Origin of the sequence: Kingella oralis (assembly GCF_014054985.1) — a bacterium.
GTDB classification, from domain to species: Bacteria; Pseudomonadota; Gammaproteobacteria; order Burkholderiales; family Neisseriaceae; genus Kingella_B; species Kingella_B oralis.
This window is the reverse complement of record NZ_CP059569.1, coordinates 20,038-35,315: the sequence shown is the minus strand read 5'-3', so window position 1 is coordinate 35,315 and position 15,278 is coordinate 20,038. Positions and strand designations below refer to the sequence as shown.

The 15,278-nt window shown below is 57.0% G+C and carries 14 protein-coding genes; 9 read left to right on the top strand and 5 right to left on the bottom strand.

Annotated elements, in window-relative coordinates; genetic code table 11:
* Positions 1-94 precede the first annotated feature (94 nt).
* Entirely contained in the window at positions 95-895 is an 801-nt protein-coding gene (locus tag H3L93_RS00200) for a DUF4198 domain-containing protein (protein WP_003793209.1), read from the bottom strand.
* Positions 896-1,149: 254 nt separating this feature from the next.
* Between H3L93_RS00200 and H3L93_RS00195 the strand changes: the two genes are divergently transcribed.
* Positions 1,150-2,286 (top strand): ABC transporter permease, encoded by a 1,137-nt coding sequence (locus H3L93_RS00195; protein WP_003793204.1) that lies wholly within the window; start codon positions 1,150-1,152, stop codon positions 2,284-2,286.
* A 67-nt stretch (positions 2,287-2,353) separates the two neighbouring features.
* Complete coding sequence (locus tag H3L93_RS00190; RefSeq protein WP_003793202.1) at positions 2,354-3,481, top strand: ABC transporter permease; 1,128 nt, start codon at positions 2,354-2,356, stop codon at positions 3,479-3,481.
* A gap of 156 nt (positions 3,482-3,637) precedes the next feature.
* On the opposite strand, the gene ygiD is transcribed toward H3L93_RS00190, so the two are convergent.
* Positions 3,638-4,396 carry a 4,5-DOPA-extradiol-dioxygenase gene (ygiD, locus tag H3L93_RS00185; RefSeq protein WP_003793201.1) on the bottom strand — a complete coding sequence of 253 codons (759 nt, stop codon included), beginning with the start codon at positions 4,394-4,396 and terminating at the stop codon, positions 3,638-3,640.
* 164 nt (positions 4,397-4,560) lie between these two features.
* The gene (locus H3L93_RS00180) at positions 4,561-5,109 is read right to left on the bottom strand and encodes an NAD(P)H-dependent oxidoreductase (RefSeq protein ID WP_003793198.1); all 549 of its coding nucleotides are present in this window, start codon (positions 5,107-5,109) and stop codon (positions 4,561-4,563) included.
* Between the two features lie 86 nt (positions 5,110-5,195).
* Between H3L93_RS00180 and H3L93_RS00175 the strand changes: the two genes are divergently transcribed.
* Positions 5,196-5,567 carry a winged helix-turn-helix transcriptional regulator gene (locus H3L93_RS00175; RefSeq protein ID WP_003793196.1) on the top strand — a complete coding sequence of 124 codons (372 nt, stop codon included), beginning with the start codon at positions 5,196-5,198 and terminating at the stop codon, positions 5,565-5,567.
* A gap of 5 nt (positions 5,568-5,572) precedes the next feature.
* Here H3L93_RS00175 and H3L93_RS00170 read toward each other — a convergent pair whose 3' ends face one another.
* Positions 5,573-6,418, bottom strand: a complete 846-nt coding sequence (locus H3L93_RS00170; RefSeq protein WP_040558024.1) for a TIGR02452 family protein — start codon at positions 6,416-6,418, stop codon at positions 5,573-5,575.
* A 69-nt stretch (positions 6,419-6,487) separates the two neighbouring features.
* Here H3L93_RS00170 and H3L93_RS00165 point away from each other — a divergent pair, with 69 nt between their 5' ends.
* Positions 6,488-6,766, top strand: a complete 279-nt coding sequence (locus H3L93_RS00165; RefSeq protein WP_040558023.1) for a hypothetical protein — start codon at positions 6,488-6,490, stop codon at positions 6,764-6,766.
* 94 nt (positions 6,767-6,860) lie between these two features.
* Positions 6,861-8,318 carry an efflux transporter outer membrane subunit gene (locus tag H3L93_RS00160; protein WP_003793190.1) on the top strand — a complete coding sequence of 486 codons (1,458 nt, stop codon included), beginning with the start codon at positions 6,861-6,863 and terminating at the stop codon, positions 8,316-8,318.
* A 341-nt stretch (positions 8,319-8,659) separates the two neighbouring features.
* On the opposite strand, the gene H3L93_RS00155 is transcribed toward H3L93_RS00160, so the two are convergent.
* Positions 8,660-10,024 carry a chloride channel protein gene (locus H3L93_RS00155; RefSeq protein ID WP_246313984.1) on the bottom strand — a complete coding sequence of 455 codons (1,365 nt, stop codon included), beginning with the start codon at positions 10,022-10,024 and terminating at the stop codon, positions 8,660-8,662.
* Positions 10,025-10,220: 196 nt separating this feature from the next.
* Between H3L93_RS00155 and H3L93_RS00150 the strand changes: the two genes are divergently transcribed.
* The 4 genes from H3L93_RS00150 (at position 10,221) to gyrA (ending at position 15,184) form a co-directional block, all read left to right on the top strand.
* Positions 10,221-10,889 (top strand): NAD(P)H-dependent oxidoreductase, encoded by a 669-nt coding sequence (locus tag H3L93_RS00150; protein WP_040558018.1) that lies wholly within the window; start codon positions 10,221-10,223, stop codon positions 10,887-10,889.
* Positions 10,890-10,968: 79 nt separating this feature from the next.
* Positions 10,969-11,562 carry a hypothetical protein gene (locus H3L93_RS00145; RefSeq protein WP_003793179.1) on the top strand — a complete coding sequence of 198 codons (594 nt, stop codon included), beginning with the start codon at positions 10,969-10,971 and terminating at the stop codon, positions 11,560-11,562.
* Positions 11,563-11,640: 78 nt separating this feature from the next.
* Entirely contained in the window at positions 11,641-12,249 is a 609-nt protein-coding gene (locus H3L93_RS00140; RefSeq protein WP_003793177.1) for a hypothetical protein, read from the top strand.
* Between the two features lie 187 nt (positions 12,250-12,436).
* Entirely contained in the window at positions 12,437-15,184 is a 2,748-nt protein-coding gene (gene gyrA, locus H3L93_RS00135) for a DNA gyrase subunit A (RefSeq protein ID WP_003793175.1), read from the top strand.
* Positions 15,185-15,278 lie beyond the last annotated feature (94 nt).

Below are 15,278 nucleotides of genomic sequence, written 5' to 3'. Positions count from 1 at the left end.
AGCCTGAAACGCAGATTGGCACACCGTTAAAGCCCAATAAAAGGCAGCCTGAAAACGAAATCCCGTTTTCAGGCTGCCTTTCTGTCCCATCATCCTAATGATGCGCGTGCCCGATTTGGAAGGTGAGCGTGGTGTAATTCGCCTGTTTTTGGCACACTTTTTGGTCGGCAAAATCCGCCTTATGCTCCACGCTGGCTTTCCAAAAGCCCTGCCGCAGCGGAATAATCGCCACCGTGCCGTCATCGCCCGTGGTGTCGGAAAACGCCTGCGCTTCCACCTTGTGCGTTTTACCTCTATCGCTGGTGTCAAAGCCGTCAAACGTTGCCGTGAGCGTGGCATTGGGCAGCGGCTCGCCGTTGAGCAACACTTTCACCTTAAACCGCTCGCCCACCTGCACATTAGCAGGATTATCCAGCGGCACAATCTCCAACATCTGCCCCACAGGGCGTGTAATCACCGCCGTATCCGCGCTTTCATGCCCCACATTCACAATATTCTTGCCATACATCCGCGTTTGCTCGCAGTAAGTGGCATCGGGCATTTGCGTCATATTTTGCCGCTTCCAGCCCGCCGCGTTTTTTGACCAAAATGTCGGCAAATATTCCGCCAACACCAAAAAGCTGCCGTCTTTCACAGGCTTCGCGCTTTCGTATTGATAATTGTGCAAACCCTTTTGCACCAAATTTTGCTTGCCCTGCGGCGTAACCAGTTGCAACGGCTTAAAAATATCCAGTCGCTCTTTGGCAATCGGCTCAAACTCGGGGAACTCGCCATAGCCCAATTCCGCTTTCAAAATCTCGCCACCATGCGTGTGATTGGTGGACACCCAAACCCGATGCGCGTGGGCGGATAGCGAAGCCGCGCACAACAGCGCAGCCAATAGTGTTTTGCTCATACTCTTTTTTCCTTTGTTATTTTGCTGCAAAAATGCGGGCTAGATGTTATGGCATAACGTGGTTTTTGTAAAGATAGGTTTGCATGGGTGCGCTTTGGGGCAAACCATCCCCGAGGCAGCCTGAAATCGGATGCTCCGCTCAGCCCCGCGCCAAGCCGAAATTGGACACCCGTCCAGCCAGCCCCTATAATTTGGCAGCCTGAAAACGCGCAAACCGTGATTTCAGGCTGCCTTATTGCGATTGAGACCTTATCATGCCCCATTCCGTATCCTACTGGTTTGCCACCGTGCTCACCTTTGCCCGCCGCGAAACCAAAGAATTGCTGCGCGACAAAATCCGCCTGTTTTTCGCCGCGCTCGGCCCGGCGATTATGCTCGCCGCCGTGGGCTGGGCGATTTCGTTTGACGTGGCGAACCTGAAATTTTCCGTGTTAGACCGCGACCAATCGGCAGCCAGCCGCCACATGGTTGAGTATTTCCGCGGCTCGCCGTATTTCAAAGAGCAGCCGCCCGTGTATTCCCTGCAAGAGGCGGAAGCGCGCTTGAAAAGCAACCAAGTGGTGCTGGTGATTGATGTGCCGCCCGATTTCGGGCGCAGCTTGGCACAGGGACGGCAGCCTGAAATCGGGTTTTATATAGACGGCACCATTCCGTTCAACGCCAGCAACATCCAAGCCTACGCGCAAAGCATGGTGCAGCGGTATAACTTGGACACGCTCAAAGCGCGCGGTATGGATTTGCCCAAAGCCGCCGCCATCGTGCCGCGCTTTCTTTACAATCAAGACTTTAAAAGCATGAACGCGATTGTGCCCAATGTACTGATGATGGTGCTGACCATGATTCCCGCGATTATGACCGCGCTTTCGGTGGTGCGCGAACGCGAAATCGGCTCCATCGCCAATTTATACGCCAGCCCCGCCAGCGTGCCGCAGTATCTGATTGGCAAGCAGTTGCCTTATTTGGCGATGGGCGTGTTTAATTTTGTGTCGCTCTCGCTGATGATTGTGTTTTGGTTTGGCGTGCCGCTCAAAGGCTCGCTGCTGGCATTGTTTATCGGCACGCTGCTGCACGTTGCGGCGGCAACGGCGTTCGGGCTGCTGGTTTCGGCGTTCACCAAATCGCAAACGGCGGCGTTTTTCATCTCTGCCATCGGCAGCGTAACCATTGCTTCCAACTTTTCGGGCCTGATGTATCCCGTCTCCACCATGAGCGGCGGCGCGTATGTGATTGGCGTGAGCTTTCCCGCGTCGTGGTATCAGCGCGTGTCCATCGGCGGCTTCACCAAAGGCTTGGGCGTGTGGGATTTGGGCAGGGAATACGCCATGCTGGCGATGTTTGCCGCCGTGTTTTTAACGCTGGCGTGTTTGAGTTTGCAAAAGCAAGAGAAGTAACGCAAAGGCAGCCTGAAAACGCGCTGATTCATTTTCAGGCTGCCTCTACCCCAAGAAAGCACCCGATATGCGAACCTTAAAAAACATCCTTTCCCTTTCCGCCAAAGAACTGCGCAGCCTGTTTGGCGACACGGTGCTGGTGGTGCTCATCGTGATGATGTTCAGCACGATGGTGTACAACACCGCCACCAACGCCACATCCGATGTGAGAAACGCCAACATCGGCATCGTGGACTACGACCGCAGCCCGCTCACGCGCCAAATTGTTGCCGCGCTGTTGCCGCCGCAGTTTGCCAAGCCCGTTTACGTTAATCCCAACGACACGCAAGAGATGCTGGATAAAAGTGAGCTGACTTTTGTGTTGGAATTTCCGCCGAACTTCCAGCGCGACGTGTTGGCCGGGCGTGCGCCCGAAGCGCAGCTTTTGGTGGATGCCACCGCGATGACACAGGCGGGCATGGGCTCGGGCTATATCACGCAGATTTTCAGCCGCGAAATCCAAGAGTTCATGGGCGTGAAACAGCAAATCAGCCAAGCCATGCCCGTGCGCGCGGCGGTGAACCTGCAATACAACCCGAACAACCAAAGCAGCTGGTTTATGGGCGCGGCGATGGCGGGCAACAATATTATGTTGATTACATTGGTGTTGGTGGGCGCGGCGGTGATACGCGAGCGCGAGCACGGCACGATGGAACACTTGCTGGTGATGCCGGTAACCGCCACCGAAATCGTTGCCGCCAAAATCTTGGCAAACGGCTTGGTGGTAAGCGCGGCGGCGGTGTTGAGCATGAAGTTTGTGGTGGGCGGCGCGATTGGGGCGCATTTGGCGGGGTCGTTTGCGCTGTATGCGCTGGGCGTGGTGCTGTTTATGTTTTCGGTGGCTTCGTTGTCGGTGATGCTGGCAACGATTGCACCCACCATGCCGCAATACAGCTTGCTGATGGTGCCCACTTACATTGTTTTTATGATGTTTTCAGGCAGCACTTCGCCGCGCGCCAATATGCCCGAAATGGCGCAGCGGGTGAGCGAATATTGGCCTAGCACGCAGTTTGCCCGCTTCGCGCAATCGGTGATGTTTCGCGGCGCGGGGCTGGAAACGGTGTGGGTGCAGCTTTTGGCGTTGTCGGTGTCGGGGGCGGTGTTTTTGGGGCTGGCGCTGGTGCGGTTTCGCAAGATGTTGGAAAAACAGGGCTAAGGCGGGCAAACGCGCGTTGCGGCAGCTTGAAACGATGCCCTCCCGTTTTCAGGCTGCCTCAATCTGAAATCAAACCGCGCGGCGCAAAAAAAGGGCGCATTGAAAAATACGCCCTCTGCTTGATGCCGGCTGTTGCATTTCGCTTCGCCGCCGCGCCTAATTCACCCGCACGGAAGTCATGCTCAATGCGCCACCGACGATTTCATCGTTAAACAATACCACCGCCTGCCCATCATCGTGCTGCGCCAGCACATACAGCAGCGGCAAAAAATGCTCGGGCGTGGGCGCAGACAGCCCCGCGACATCGCCCCATTGGTTTAAATAATCGGCAATGCGGTCAAACTCGCCTTGCTGCAACGCATCGTTGATGTTTTGCCGAAACGCTTGCGCCCATTTGTGCGGCGGCGCGTCGGGGCGGTAGGCGCGCAGGTTGTGCACGATGTTGCCGCTGCCCACAATCAGCACGCCTTGTTCGCGCAGCGGGCGCAGGCGTTTGGCTTGTTCAAAGTGTTCCGCACTGCTAAGCGATGCGTCCAAACTTAGCTGCACCACGGGAATATCGGCGTTGGGAAACGTGGGTTTCAGCACCGTCCACACGCCGTGGTCTAGCCCCATATCGGGGTCTAGCTGGGCGTGGGGCAACAGGCGGCACACTTCCTCCGCCAGCTCGGGGCAGCCTGAAACGGGGTATTGCTGTTGATACAGCGCATCGGGGAAGCCGTAGAAATCGTAAATCAGCTTGGGGCGCGGGCTGCTGCTCACCCATGTGCCGTTGCCGTAACCATGCGCAGACACGCACAAAATGGCACGCGGCGCGGGCAGGCGCTCGCCCATTTGGCGGAAGGCGCGGTTGTACGCGTTGTCGCGCAACACGTTCATCGGGCTGCCATGCCCGAGGAATAAGGCGGTGTTCATGCTGTTTGCTCCGTTGAATATTAAATGTGGCGGCATTGTATTTTTTCGGATGATGCAAATAAATAGCCAAAAAACGAAAGCAGTATTGCCCACAAAGAAACAATAGGCAGCCTGAAAACCGCAGGCGGCAATCAAACCGGCATAAACCCGTTTTCAGTCTGCCTTTATGCCGCTTCCAAGGCTTGCAACTTCGCCGCCAGTTGCGCCGCCTGCCCGCGCGCTTTGGCTTGGATTTCGTCGGCGCTGTATAACGCGGGCGATGTGCCGTGAAACCAAAACGGCGGCACAAAATTCATCTGCGCGTAATACGCGGTTTGGGCAAGGTTTTTGCAAAATTCCGCCACGGGAAAATGATGCTCGCCCAGCGTGTGGTATTCGCGCTCGGGCGCGCCCACGGTAAAGCTGGCGACAAAATTTTTGCCTTTGAGCTGGCTGCCCGTGCTGCCATAGGCAAAGCCGTAGGTGAACACGCAGTCAAACCATTGCTTCAAAATGGCGGGCATGTTGTACCAATAAAACGGATATTGGAACACGATGGTTTGATGGCGCAGCAAAGCTTGCTGCTCGGCGGCGACATCAATTTGAAAATTGGAATACAGCTCGGCGATGGGGCGGATTTCCAAATCCAAGCCGCTGCCTTGCAAGCCGTTGATAACGGCTCGGTTGGCAACGGATTGGGCGTAGTTGGGGTGGGCGAGAATGATGAGTGCCATGTTTGCTCCTTGCTGGAAAAACGCGGATTGTGGCGGCGCAAAACGGCAAAGGCAAGAGCTATCCTTTTGAATAGGTGCAAAAAAAAATGAAAACGGAATGCACGGCAGCGTGCTTGGAAGCAAACGGCAAACGCTATGCTTGCACGGTGAGCCTGGCGATGGATTTAATCGGCGGCAAATGGAAGGCGGTGGTGCTGTATCACCTGCAAGACGGGGCAAAACGCTTTGGCGAATTGCACGCGCATCTGGTGTTTGCCACCGAGGCGGTGTTGAGCCGCCAGCTGAAAGAATTGGAGCGGGACGGGCTGGTTTCGCGCACGCAATACGGCACCAAACCGCCGCTGAAAACCGAATACGCGCTCACCGAATTGGGGCGCACGGCGATTCCCGTGTTGCAGGCGGTTACCGCTTGGGGCAATGCGCTGGCGCTGGATGGCGGGTGCTTTCAGGCAGACTAAAACTGTCAGGCAGCCTGAAACTGCGCGGTAAACGCTTGCAACACGGCTTTACCCGGGCTGCGGTCGTAAATGGCGAACACAATGCGTTCAAAGCAATCGGCAAATTCAGGCTGCCTCAGGCTTTGCGCGAAGGCGGCGGCAACTTGCTCGGGCGGATTGCGGAACACGCCGCAGCCCCACGCGCCCAGCACCAAATTTTTCTGCGCTTGGTCTTTGGCAACCGCCAACACATAATCCGCCCGCCGCTGCAACGTTTGCGCCAACGCTGCTGCGCCGTGCGGTTCGCGCTGCAAAAACACGCCTGCATTGGGCGCGGGCGCGGTAATCACCGAAGGATAAAAGCATTCGTTCAGCAGCCCATCGCCCGACACGCGAAAAAATGGCACGCGCGGCGAATAGATAATGTGGTCGGTGTAGAGCATGGATTTTTCGGCTCGGTTGGCGGCGTAGTAATCGGGCTGTTCCAGTTGGCACAGATACAGTCCCGAGCTGCGGCACAGGTCTTCTTCCTGCGCTTTGGCGCCGTTTAAAAAGCCGCCGCCTGCGTTTTTGGCGGAGGCAAAATTGAGCAGCACCACATCACCCAAGCCTTCTTTTACCATCAAGCGATAGGCGGCTTGCTGCGTGCTTTCGGGGGTTACGCTGATTTGCGTGGCGCGGTGGTTTCGTTCCGTTTCAGGCTGCCTTAGGGTTTCGCGCCAATGGGCTAGCTCGCTGGGGCGGTATAGCACGGTGTGGCGTTGCGCGGCTTGCTGCTCGGCGGAAAAATCCAAGCAGCCGCCATCGGGCAAGGGCAGTTTGCCTGTTTGGCTGATGCGCAGGGCTTGTTGGGCGAGAGTTTTGGCGTTCATGGGGATGTCCTTGTGGATGGGATAGATAGTTTTAATTTTACTCGGTTCGTTGTTTTCAGGCTGCCTTTGATGATGACCACACTAATCGCCCTGTTTACCCTATTCGCCAGCACATTCGGCGTATTTATCGGCTTGTATGAAGACAGCCGCGACAAAATTTGGGCTTATGTTGCCGCCCGCGCATTGCTGTTGGCAGTATCTTACGGCGCGGCAATCGCCGTATTCTGGTTTGCGCCGACCGCTTGGTGGCTGCTGTGGCGCATGGCGGCGATGTGGGCAACGTTTTACGCGCTTGCCAAAGTGAGCTTTCATTTTGTTTGCCAATCCCAGCTTAACCGCACGCGGTAGCGTTTTAGGCAGCCTGAAAAAGGAAAAACCCATTTTCAGGCTGCCTACACCGCGCGTCCCTTTCCAATCCTCCCAACCCCAAAAGGCAAAAACCATGCACACCCCAACCAAACTCCTCGCCCTCATCATCCCGCTTGCGCTTGCCGCCTGCGCCGTAAACACCGATGTGCCCAGCCGCGTGGCGGTGCCGCCGTCATTTGAGCAAACGGGCACACAAGCAGGCGCAATAGGGCAGCCTGAAAACAACCTTTCGCGCTGGTGGACAACATGGCAAGACCCCGTGCTGCGCGATTTGGTGGAACAAACTTTGCGCGAAAACCGCAATCTGGCGGCGGCGCAGGCAACCATGCAGGCGGCGCAGGCGCAGGCGGATTTGGCGGATGCCGCCCGCCGCCCACAAATCGGCGCGGGGGCGAATTTATATGCCACGGGCAAGCAGGATAACCCGCTGCCCAATGGCGTGCGCCAAGCGGCGGGCAGCATCAACCCGCAGCTGGGGCAGGCGGATTTTGATAATGTGAACCTGCGCCGCGCGGCGTTGTCGGCATCGTGGTCGCCCGATATTTTTGGGCAAAAGAAAAGCGATGCCGAAGCGGCGCGGCAAGTGGCGTTGGGCGAGGCGGAGCGTTGGCACGGCGCGCAGCTGATGTTGGCAGCGGAAACGGCGCAGCATTATTTAAACGCGCGGGCATTGGAAGCGCGGCAGGTGCAGGCTGCGCAGCGCATAGGCAGCCTGAAAAACCTGTTGCGCTATGTGCAGGCGCGGTTTAAGGCGGGGCATGTGAGCGCGTATGAAGTGCGCCAAGTGGAGGCGCAGCTTGCCGCCGCGCAAGCCGAAACCGCCACGCTGGATGCGCAACGCGCGGCGCACGTTCGCAGCATTGCCGTGCTCACGGGGCAAGTGCCGCAGGGTTTCAGGCTGCCTGCAAGCGGAGCGAACATCTTGGCAAACTTGCCCGCCGCGCCGCAAGGGGCAACGCCGTTAGATGTGCTCACGCGTCGCCCCGATGTGCGCGCTGCCGAACGCCAAGCCCGCGCCGCCACCGCCAAGCTCGCCAGCGCAAAAATGGACAGGCTGCCGCGCTTTGACATCCAGTTTGCATGGAGCAACGGGCGCATCGGGCTGGACAGCAATTTGTCGTCTGTCGCCAAAAGCACAGGCGGGCTGCTCAGCGCGGGCGTAACCGTGCCGCTGTTCACCGCGGGGCGCATCCGTGCCAACATCGCCGCCGCCGATGCGCGCGTGCAAGCCGCCGCCGCGCAATACGACAACACCGTGCTCACCGCGCTGGCGGAAGTGGACAGCAGCTACCATCTGCAACGCGGCTTGTTTGACCAACGCGCCCGCGCCGCCGATGCCACCGCGCAAAGCAGCCGCCAAGCCCGCCAATCACGCCGCCTGTTTGAGCTGGGCAAATTGACGCTAGACCAAGCGCTCACCGCCGAAATCAACGCCAGCCAAGCGCAAGAGGCGTTAGTGCGGGCAAGGCTGGCAGAGGGGGAGAATCTGCTGCGGCTGTATCAGGCGTTAGGCGGCGGCTGGCAGGATTGATTTTTGGGATAGGGAATGAGAAGGCAGCCTGAAAACGGCGTGCCGTTGCGGGGAAAGCCGGTCGGCTTGCCCGTTGAACATCGGATAAGCGCGATTGCGGCGCGGTAAACAGTTTGGCAACAAGCCCACCCGCAACAAGGCAGCCTGAAATCCAAAACGGAGCGGCAAGGGCTCGTTGCCCAATGCGGGTTTGACAGGGTTTTATGGGTTGAACAATATCGGCGAACCGCCGGCGTTCCATCGGCTGCCGGTTTCGCAAAGGTATCAGGACGGATAGCCCCAAACGCAAAAGGCAGCCTGAAAACGCCAAATCCCGTTTTCAGGCTGCCTTTCATCCCCGTTCACCCCGCCTTGCGCCGCGCCCACCCCATCTGCACCGCCATCGCCACGCCCATGCACACGCACACGGGCAGCCAAAACGCCGTGCTCAACCGCGACAATTCCAGCATAAACACAATCGCCGTCAGCCGCATATTCTGCGCCAAGCCCAAAAACACCGTTGCGCCCACAAACGCCGCTGCCCCCGCCGAAACGGGCGGCAACGCCGCATTCCAAGCCACCGCGCTGGCAAAGGCAATCATCCCGCCCAGCATCATCGACGGCGTAATCCGCCCGCCATACGCCCCCGCCACCGTTGCCAACAACACCGCCGCCCATTTGGTTGCCAGCAGCGCCAGCGCCGTTTGCCAAGTGAGCGCATCGGCAAAACTCAACTGATTGCCCGCCTTGCCGTTGCCCAAGATTTCAGGCTGCCACATCCCCATCGCCCCAATCGCCGCAAACGACAGCAGCGCAATCGGCAGCATCTTCCAACTCGCCTTGTTCAGCTTCGGCAGCTTGCCGTTGCTCCACGCAAACGCATTCACGCCCAGCGCAATCAACACGCCGCACACCGCCGCCCAAGCCAAAAAGCTCGCATCAAACGCCACGTTTTCCAAATTCGGCAAATGCGCGTATTGCACCGTATCGCCCAGCCCCACGCGCACCACCAACACCGCCACGCCGCAAGCCAACAACGCCGCCAGCACCATCGGCACCGACCAAGCTGCCAGCAGCGTTTCCAACACAAACACCGTCGCCGCCAACGGCACGTTATACACCGCCGCCAAGCCCGCCCCCGAAGCGCACGCCAGCACCACACTCTTTTGCGCGGGCGACAATTTGAGGCAGCCTGAAAGCGGCGTCGCCAACGCCACACTCATCTCGCGCGGCGCCACCTCCCGCCCCAAAGGCGAGCCCATGCCCACCGTGATAATCTGCAAAATCGCATGGCACGCCGTTGTTTTCACCGGCATATCCTTTTCAGGCTGCTTTACCGCCGTTTTCACCTCCATCAACGGCGCGCCATAGCGTTGCAACAGCGTCCAACACACCCCCACCACTGCGCCACACGCCAGCAACGCCGCAAACCGCCACCCCGCCGAAGCCTGCTGCACCAACTCCCGAAACGACGCATGCCCGCCCTGCGCCCAGCCGCCATGAAACACCAGCTGCTGCACTGCGTGCAGCAAATGGGTGAAACCAATCCCCACCAAGCCCGCCAGCAGCCCGGTCAGCAACAACGCCACGCCCAAGCGCAGCGAAAAATCGCGCGAATCCATCGCCATATCCTGTTTACTGTTTAACAAAAACCGCGCCCATTTTAACGCAAATAAACGCAGAGGCAGCCTGAAAACGGTGCGGCAGCCTGAAATGGTGCGCGGCAAAGTGCCGTGGCTCGGGCATTGATGCCCAACAAATACCCACCCATTTATCTTGCCACGGTTTCAGGCTGCCTCCCCCCAAAGGCAGCCTTACCCCTTTGTCCAAATCTTTGATTTGGGTATAAAGGGGTATACCGTAGCGCAGCGAAGGTTGAAAATCACTATAATCCCCTTTTCAACCCACCCAAAGGAAACCGCCATGACAACATTCTTCACCCCCGCCCAAATCCTCCCCGCCTACCAATACCGCAAATCCTGCCGCCACTACGACCCCAGCCGCAAAATCAGCACCGAAGATTTCAACTACATCCTAGAACTCGCCCGCCTCTCCCCCAGCTCCGTCGGCAGCGAACCATGGCGATTCCTCGTCGTGCAAAACCCCGAGCTGCGGCAAAAACTCAAACCCTTCGCATGGGGCATGGCCGCCACGCTGGACACCGCCAGCCACATCGTCGTTATCCTCGCCAAGAAAAACGCCCGCTACGACAGCCCCTTTATGCTGGACGGCATCAAACGCCGCGGCATCACCGACCCCGAAGCCATCGGCAAAACCCTCGCCAAATACCGCAGCTTCCAAGCCGACGATGCCCACCTGCTAGACAGCGAGCGCACCCTGTTTGACTGGTGCGGCAAGCAAACCTACATCGCCCTTGCCAACATGATGACCGGCGCCGCCCTCATCGGCATCGACAGCTGCCCCATCGAAGGCTTCAACTACGACGAGATGAACCGCACCCTTGCCGCAACAGGCGCGTTTGACCCCGCCGAATGGGGCGTGTCCGTTGCTGCCACCTTCGGCTACCGCGCCCAAGACATCGCCCCCAAAGCACGCAAACCGATGGAAGACGTGGTAACTTGGTTAGAATAAATTCCAGCCCAAGGCAGCCTAAAAACAAGAAATACCGTTTTCAGGCTGCCTCAATCGACAAAACCCACAAGGAAACCTTATGACCCGCCCCATCCTAACCGCCGCCCTGCTTACCGCATCACTCGCCCTTGCTGCCCCCGCCCTCGCCGCACCCAAAGCCGCCAAGCCAACCAAAGCAGAAACCCAAGCCCAAAGGCAGCCTGAAAATGAGCGCAGCGAATTTCGGCGTAGCCAAAACGACAGCCCCATGCAACTCGCCCAACACATCCAAACCGAAGACCTTATCGGCGTATGGGGTCAAGGCGTTACAATAGACGAAGGCTCAATGCTCAATATGACGATAATGAGCCAAGACGGCACGGGTACAGACTTGATGATTCTCACAACAAACAACCCCAAAAGCAGCCTGAAAATCAGACAACAATTCACATGGCAATTTAACGAAAAAACGCAAACCTTCACCCAACGCATCACCGATTTTGCCAGCACACGCGACAACGAACCCTCCCAACAAGACAAATCCCAAATCGGCAAAACCAGCACCGCCAAAGCACGTATGCTGCTGTGGGACGGCAAACCCGATATGCTGGAACTCACCGACCAAGCCAACGGCGAAAAACAAAGCTACTTCAAGCAGGACCTCAACAAACTGCGCGAAATCTTAAAGCCCTAAACCAACCCGCCCACACCAAAGGCAGCCTGAAAACAAGAAATACCGTTTTCAGGCTGCCTCAATCCACAAGGAAATATCATGCCCCGCCCCATCCTAACCACCGCCCTGCTTGCCGCATCGCTCGTCCTCGCTGTCCCAACCCTCGCCGCGCCCAAAACCGCCAAACCGGCCGCCGCCCAAACCCATCCCCAAGGGCAGCCTGAAAACGTATGGGATGAGTTTCAGCGAAGCCAAAACAAGTTGCAGCAAATCCCAAACAGCAAGTTGCAACCTGTCAAACATCTCAAAGCCAAAAACCTGATTGACGAATGGTTGATTTACACCGAAACAGATGAAGGCATATCGTTACACACAAGCATAATTGACAAAAACCACACAGGTACAAATGTTGCTGCTCTCAGCATCAGAAAAACCCAAAGCCGCCTAACCATCAGACAACAATTCACATGGCAATTTAACGAAAAAACGCAAACATTCACCCAGCGCATTACCGATTTTGCCACCTCCGAAAACGATGCTCCATTCAAACAAGACCCATCCAAAATCGGCAAAACAATTACCTCCAAAGCGCGTCTACTGCGGTGGGACGGCAAACCCGACATGCTGGAACTCACCGACCAAGCCAGCGGCGAAAAACAAATTTACTTCAAGCTGGACATCGACGAACCGCCGAAAACCTTAAATTAACCCGCCCGCACCCAAGGCAGCCTGAAAAACATTTTGAGATGCGTTTTAGCTTCGCTGAAACTCGCTTCGCCCGTTTTCAGGCTGCCTTAATGCATCCCCAACCCCGCCAAGCCCCTGTTTGCAACCAGCCTAACCCCCGCATTTTATGGTAAAATTGCCTCCTTTTTGACCCCATCAAAACCCTCACATGACCCACTCAAACGACCATCAATTTGCCAAAGAAACCATCGCCGTCAGCCTAGAAGACGAAATGAAAAAATCCTATTTGGATTACGCCATGTCCGTGATTGTTGGGCGCGCGCTGCCCGATGTGCGCGACGGCTTGAAGCCCGTGCACCGCCGCGTGCTGTTTGCCATGCACGAACTCAAAAACAACTGGAACAGCGCGTATAAAAAATCCGCCCGCGTGGTCGGCGATGTGATTGGTAAATACCACCCGCATGGTGATTCCGCCGTGTATCAAACCATCGTGCGCATGGCGCAACCCTTTTCGCTACGCTATATGCTGGTGGATGGACAAGGCAACTTCGGCTCAGTAGATGGCGATGCCGCCGCCGCTATGCGTTACACCGAAATCCGCATGGCAAAAATCGCCCACGAAATGCTGGCGGATATTGAAGAAGAAACCGTTAATTTTGGCGACAACTACGACGGCAGCGAGCAGGAACCGCTGGTATTGCCCACCCGCTTTCCCGCGCTGCTGGTAAACGGTTCGGAAGGCATCGCCGTGGGCATGGCAACCAACATCCCGCCGCATAACCTCAGCGACACCATTTCCGCCTGCCTACACTTGCTGCACCAGCCCGAAGCCGACATCAACGAGTTAATAGACATCATCAAAGCACCCGATTTTCCCACAGGCGCCACCATCTACGGCTTAACAGGCGTGCGCGCGGGCTATCAAACAGGGCGCGGGCGCGTGGTGATTCGCGCCAAAACGCATCTTGAACCCATCGGCAAAAGCGGCGAGCGCGAAGCCATCATCGTTGATGAAATTCCGTATCAAGTAAACAAAGCCAAGCTGGTGGAAAAAATTGGCGAGCTGGTGCGCGAGAAAACCATTGAAGGCATCGCCGAACTGCGCGACGAATCGGATAAAGACGGCACGCGCATCGTGATTGAGCTCAAACGCAACGAAAACGCCGAAGTCATCCTCAACCAACTCTACAAACTCACCCAGCTGCAAGACACCTTCGGCATCAACATGGTGGCGCTGGTGGATGGGCAGCCGCGCCTGCTGAACTTGAAACAGATTTTGAGCGAATTTTTGCGCCACCGCCGCGAAGTGGTAACACGCCGCACGCTGTTTCGCCTGAAAAAAGCCCGCGCCGAAGGGCATATCGCCGAGGGCAAAGCCGTTGCGCTGTCTAATATTGACGAAATGATTGCGCTGATTAAGGCTTCGTCTGATGTGGAAGCCGCGCGCGAAGCCTTGTTAGGCCGCGCTTGGCAATCCAGCTTGGTAAGCGAAATGCTCGGCCGCAGCGATTTGGATTTAACCCAAGCCCGCCCCGAATGGCTGCCTGAAAACCGTGGGCTGCAAGCCGATGGCTATTGGCTGTCCGATGAGCAAGCGCGTGCCATTTTGCGCATGAGCCTGCGCAACCTAACAGGGCTAGACCAAGACGAAATCGTTAAAGAATACAAAGAATTGATGGCGATTATTGTGGATTTGTTAGACATTTTGGCAAAACCCGAGCGCGTGCGCCAAATCATTGAAGACGAATTGGTGGAAATGAAAAGCCAGTTTGGCGACGAGCGGCGCAGCGAAATCAACGCCTTCGGCGGCGGCGACATTGCCGACGAAGATTTGATTCCGCCGCGCGACATGGTGGTAACGCTCACCCACGGCGGCTACATCAAAACCCAGCCCACCAGCGACTACCAAGCGCAACGGCGCGGCGGGCGCGGTAAACAAGCGGCTGCCACCAAAGACGAAGACTTTATTGAAACACTGTTTATCGCCAACACGCACGATTATCTGATGTGCTTCACCAATCTGGGTCGCTGCCATTGGATTAAGGTGTATCGCCTGCCCGAAGGCGGGCGCAATTCGCGCGGTCGCCCGATTAACAACGTGATTCAGCTCGACGAAAACGAAAAAGTTTCCGCCATTTTGCCCGTGCGCGAGTTCCCCGAAAACGAATATGTGTTCTTCGCCACCGCGCTGGGCATGGTGAAAAAAGTGCAGCTTTCTGCGTTTAAAAATGTGAGCAGCAAAGGCATTAAAGCCATCGCGCTCAAAGAAGGCGACAGCTTGATTGGCGCGGTGAAAACCAGCGGCGCGGACGACATTATGCTGTTCTCCAACCTCGGCAAAGCCTTGCGTTTTAACGAATATTGGGCGGGCAAAGCCGATGCCGCAGATGAAGACGACAGCGAGTTGGAAGCCGAGATGCAGCCTGAAAACGATGCCGACAACGAAACCGCCGCGCCCAAATCGGGCAACGGCGTGCGCCCCAGCGGGCGCGGTTCGGGCGGCTTGCGCGGCATGAGGCTGCCTGAAAACGGGCGCATCGTGAGCCTATTGGTGGCGCAAAAAAACTGCGGCTTGCAAGTTTTAACCGCCACCGCCAACGGCTACGGCAAACGCACGCCGATTGACGACTATCCGCGCAAGGGCAAAGGCGGGCAGGGCAACATCGCCATCAACACGGGCGAGCGCAACGGCGATTTGGTGGCGGCAACGCTGGTGTCGCCCAACGACGATTTGATGCTGATTACATCGGGCGGCGTGCTGATTCGCACCAAAGTGGAGCAAGTGCGCGAAACAGGACGCACCGCCGCGGGCGTGAAGCTGATTAACTTAGACGAGGGCACCACGCTGGTGAGCATTGAACCCGTGGTGGAAAGCGATGATGCGGATGATGCTGATGAAACGGAAGCGCTTGATGCGGTTGATGCAGTTGAACAAAACGGCAGCGGCGAAGCGTAGCCGTAGCTAATCGCGCAAGAAAAGGCAGCCTGAAATCCTGTGAACGGGGTTTCAGGCTGCTTTAGTTTTTCAGGCTGCCTTTATTTAAAGTGGT

Excerpts from the sequence above, each read along its gene's own strand:
- H3L93_RS00200 (WP_003793209.1), bottom strand. The coding sequence starts at position 895 with ATGAGCAAAACACTATTGGCTGCGCTGTTGTGCGCGGCTTCGCTATCC.
- H3L93_RS00195 (WP_003793204.1), top strand. The coding sequence starts at position 1,150 with ATGCCCCATTCCGTATCCTACTGGTTTGCCACCGTGCTCACCTTTGCC.
- H3L93_RS00190 (WP_003793202.1), top strand. The coding sequence starts at position 2,354 with ATGCGAACCTTAAAAAACATCCTTTCCCTTTCCGCCAAAGAACTGCGC.
- ygiD (WP_003793201.1), bottom strand. The coding sequence starts at position 4,396 with ATGAACACCGCCTTATTCCTCGGGCATGGCAGCCCGATGAACGTGTTG.
- H3L93_RS00180 (WP_003793198.1), bottom strand. The coding sequence starts at position 5,109 with ATGGCACTCATCATTCTCGCCCACCCCAACTACGCCCAATCCGTTGCC.
- H3L93_RS00175 (WP_003793196.1), top strand. The coding sequence starts at position 5,196 with ATGAAAACGGAATGCACGGCAGCGTGCTTGGAAGCAAACGGCAAACGC.
- H3L93_RS00170 (WP_040558024.1), bottom strand. The coding sequence starts at position 6,418 with ATGAACGCCAAAACTCTCGCCCAACAAGCCCTGCGCATCAGCCAAACA.
- H3L93_RS00165 (WP_040558023.1), top strand. The coding sequence starts at position 6,488 with ATGATGACCACACTAATCGCCCTGTTTACCCTATTCGCCAGCACATTC.
- H3L93_RS00160 (WP_003793190.1), top strand. The coding sequence starts at position 6,861 with ATGCACACCCCAACCAAACTCCTCGCCCTCATCATCCCGCTTGCGCTT.
- H3L93_RS00150 (WP_040558018.1), top strand. The coding sequence starts at position 10,221 with ATGACAACATTCTTCACCCCCGCCCAAATCCTCCCCGCCTACCAATAC.
- H3L93_RS00145 (WP_003793179.1), top strand. The coding sequence starts at position 10,969 with ATGACCCGCCCCATCCTAACCGCCGCCCTGCTTACCGCATCACTCGCC.
- H3L93_RS00140 (WP_003793177.1), top strand. The coding sequence starts at position 11,641 with ATGCCCCGCCCCATCCTAACCACCGCCCTGCTTGCCGCATCGCTCGTC.
- gyrA (WP_003793175.1), top strand. The coding sequence starts at position 12,437 with ATGACCCACTCAAACGACCATCAATTTGCCAAAGAAACCATCGCCGTC.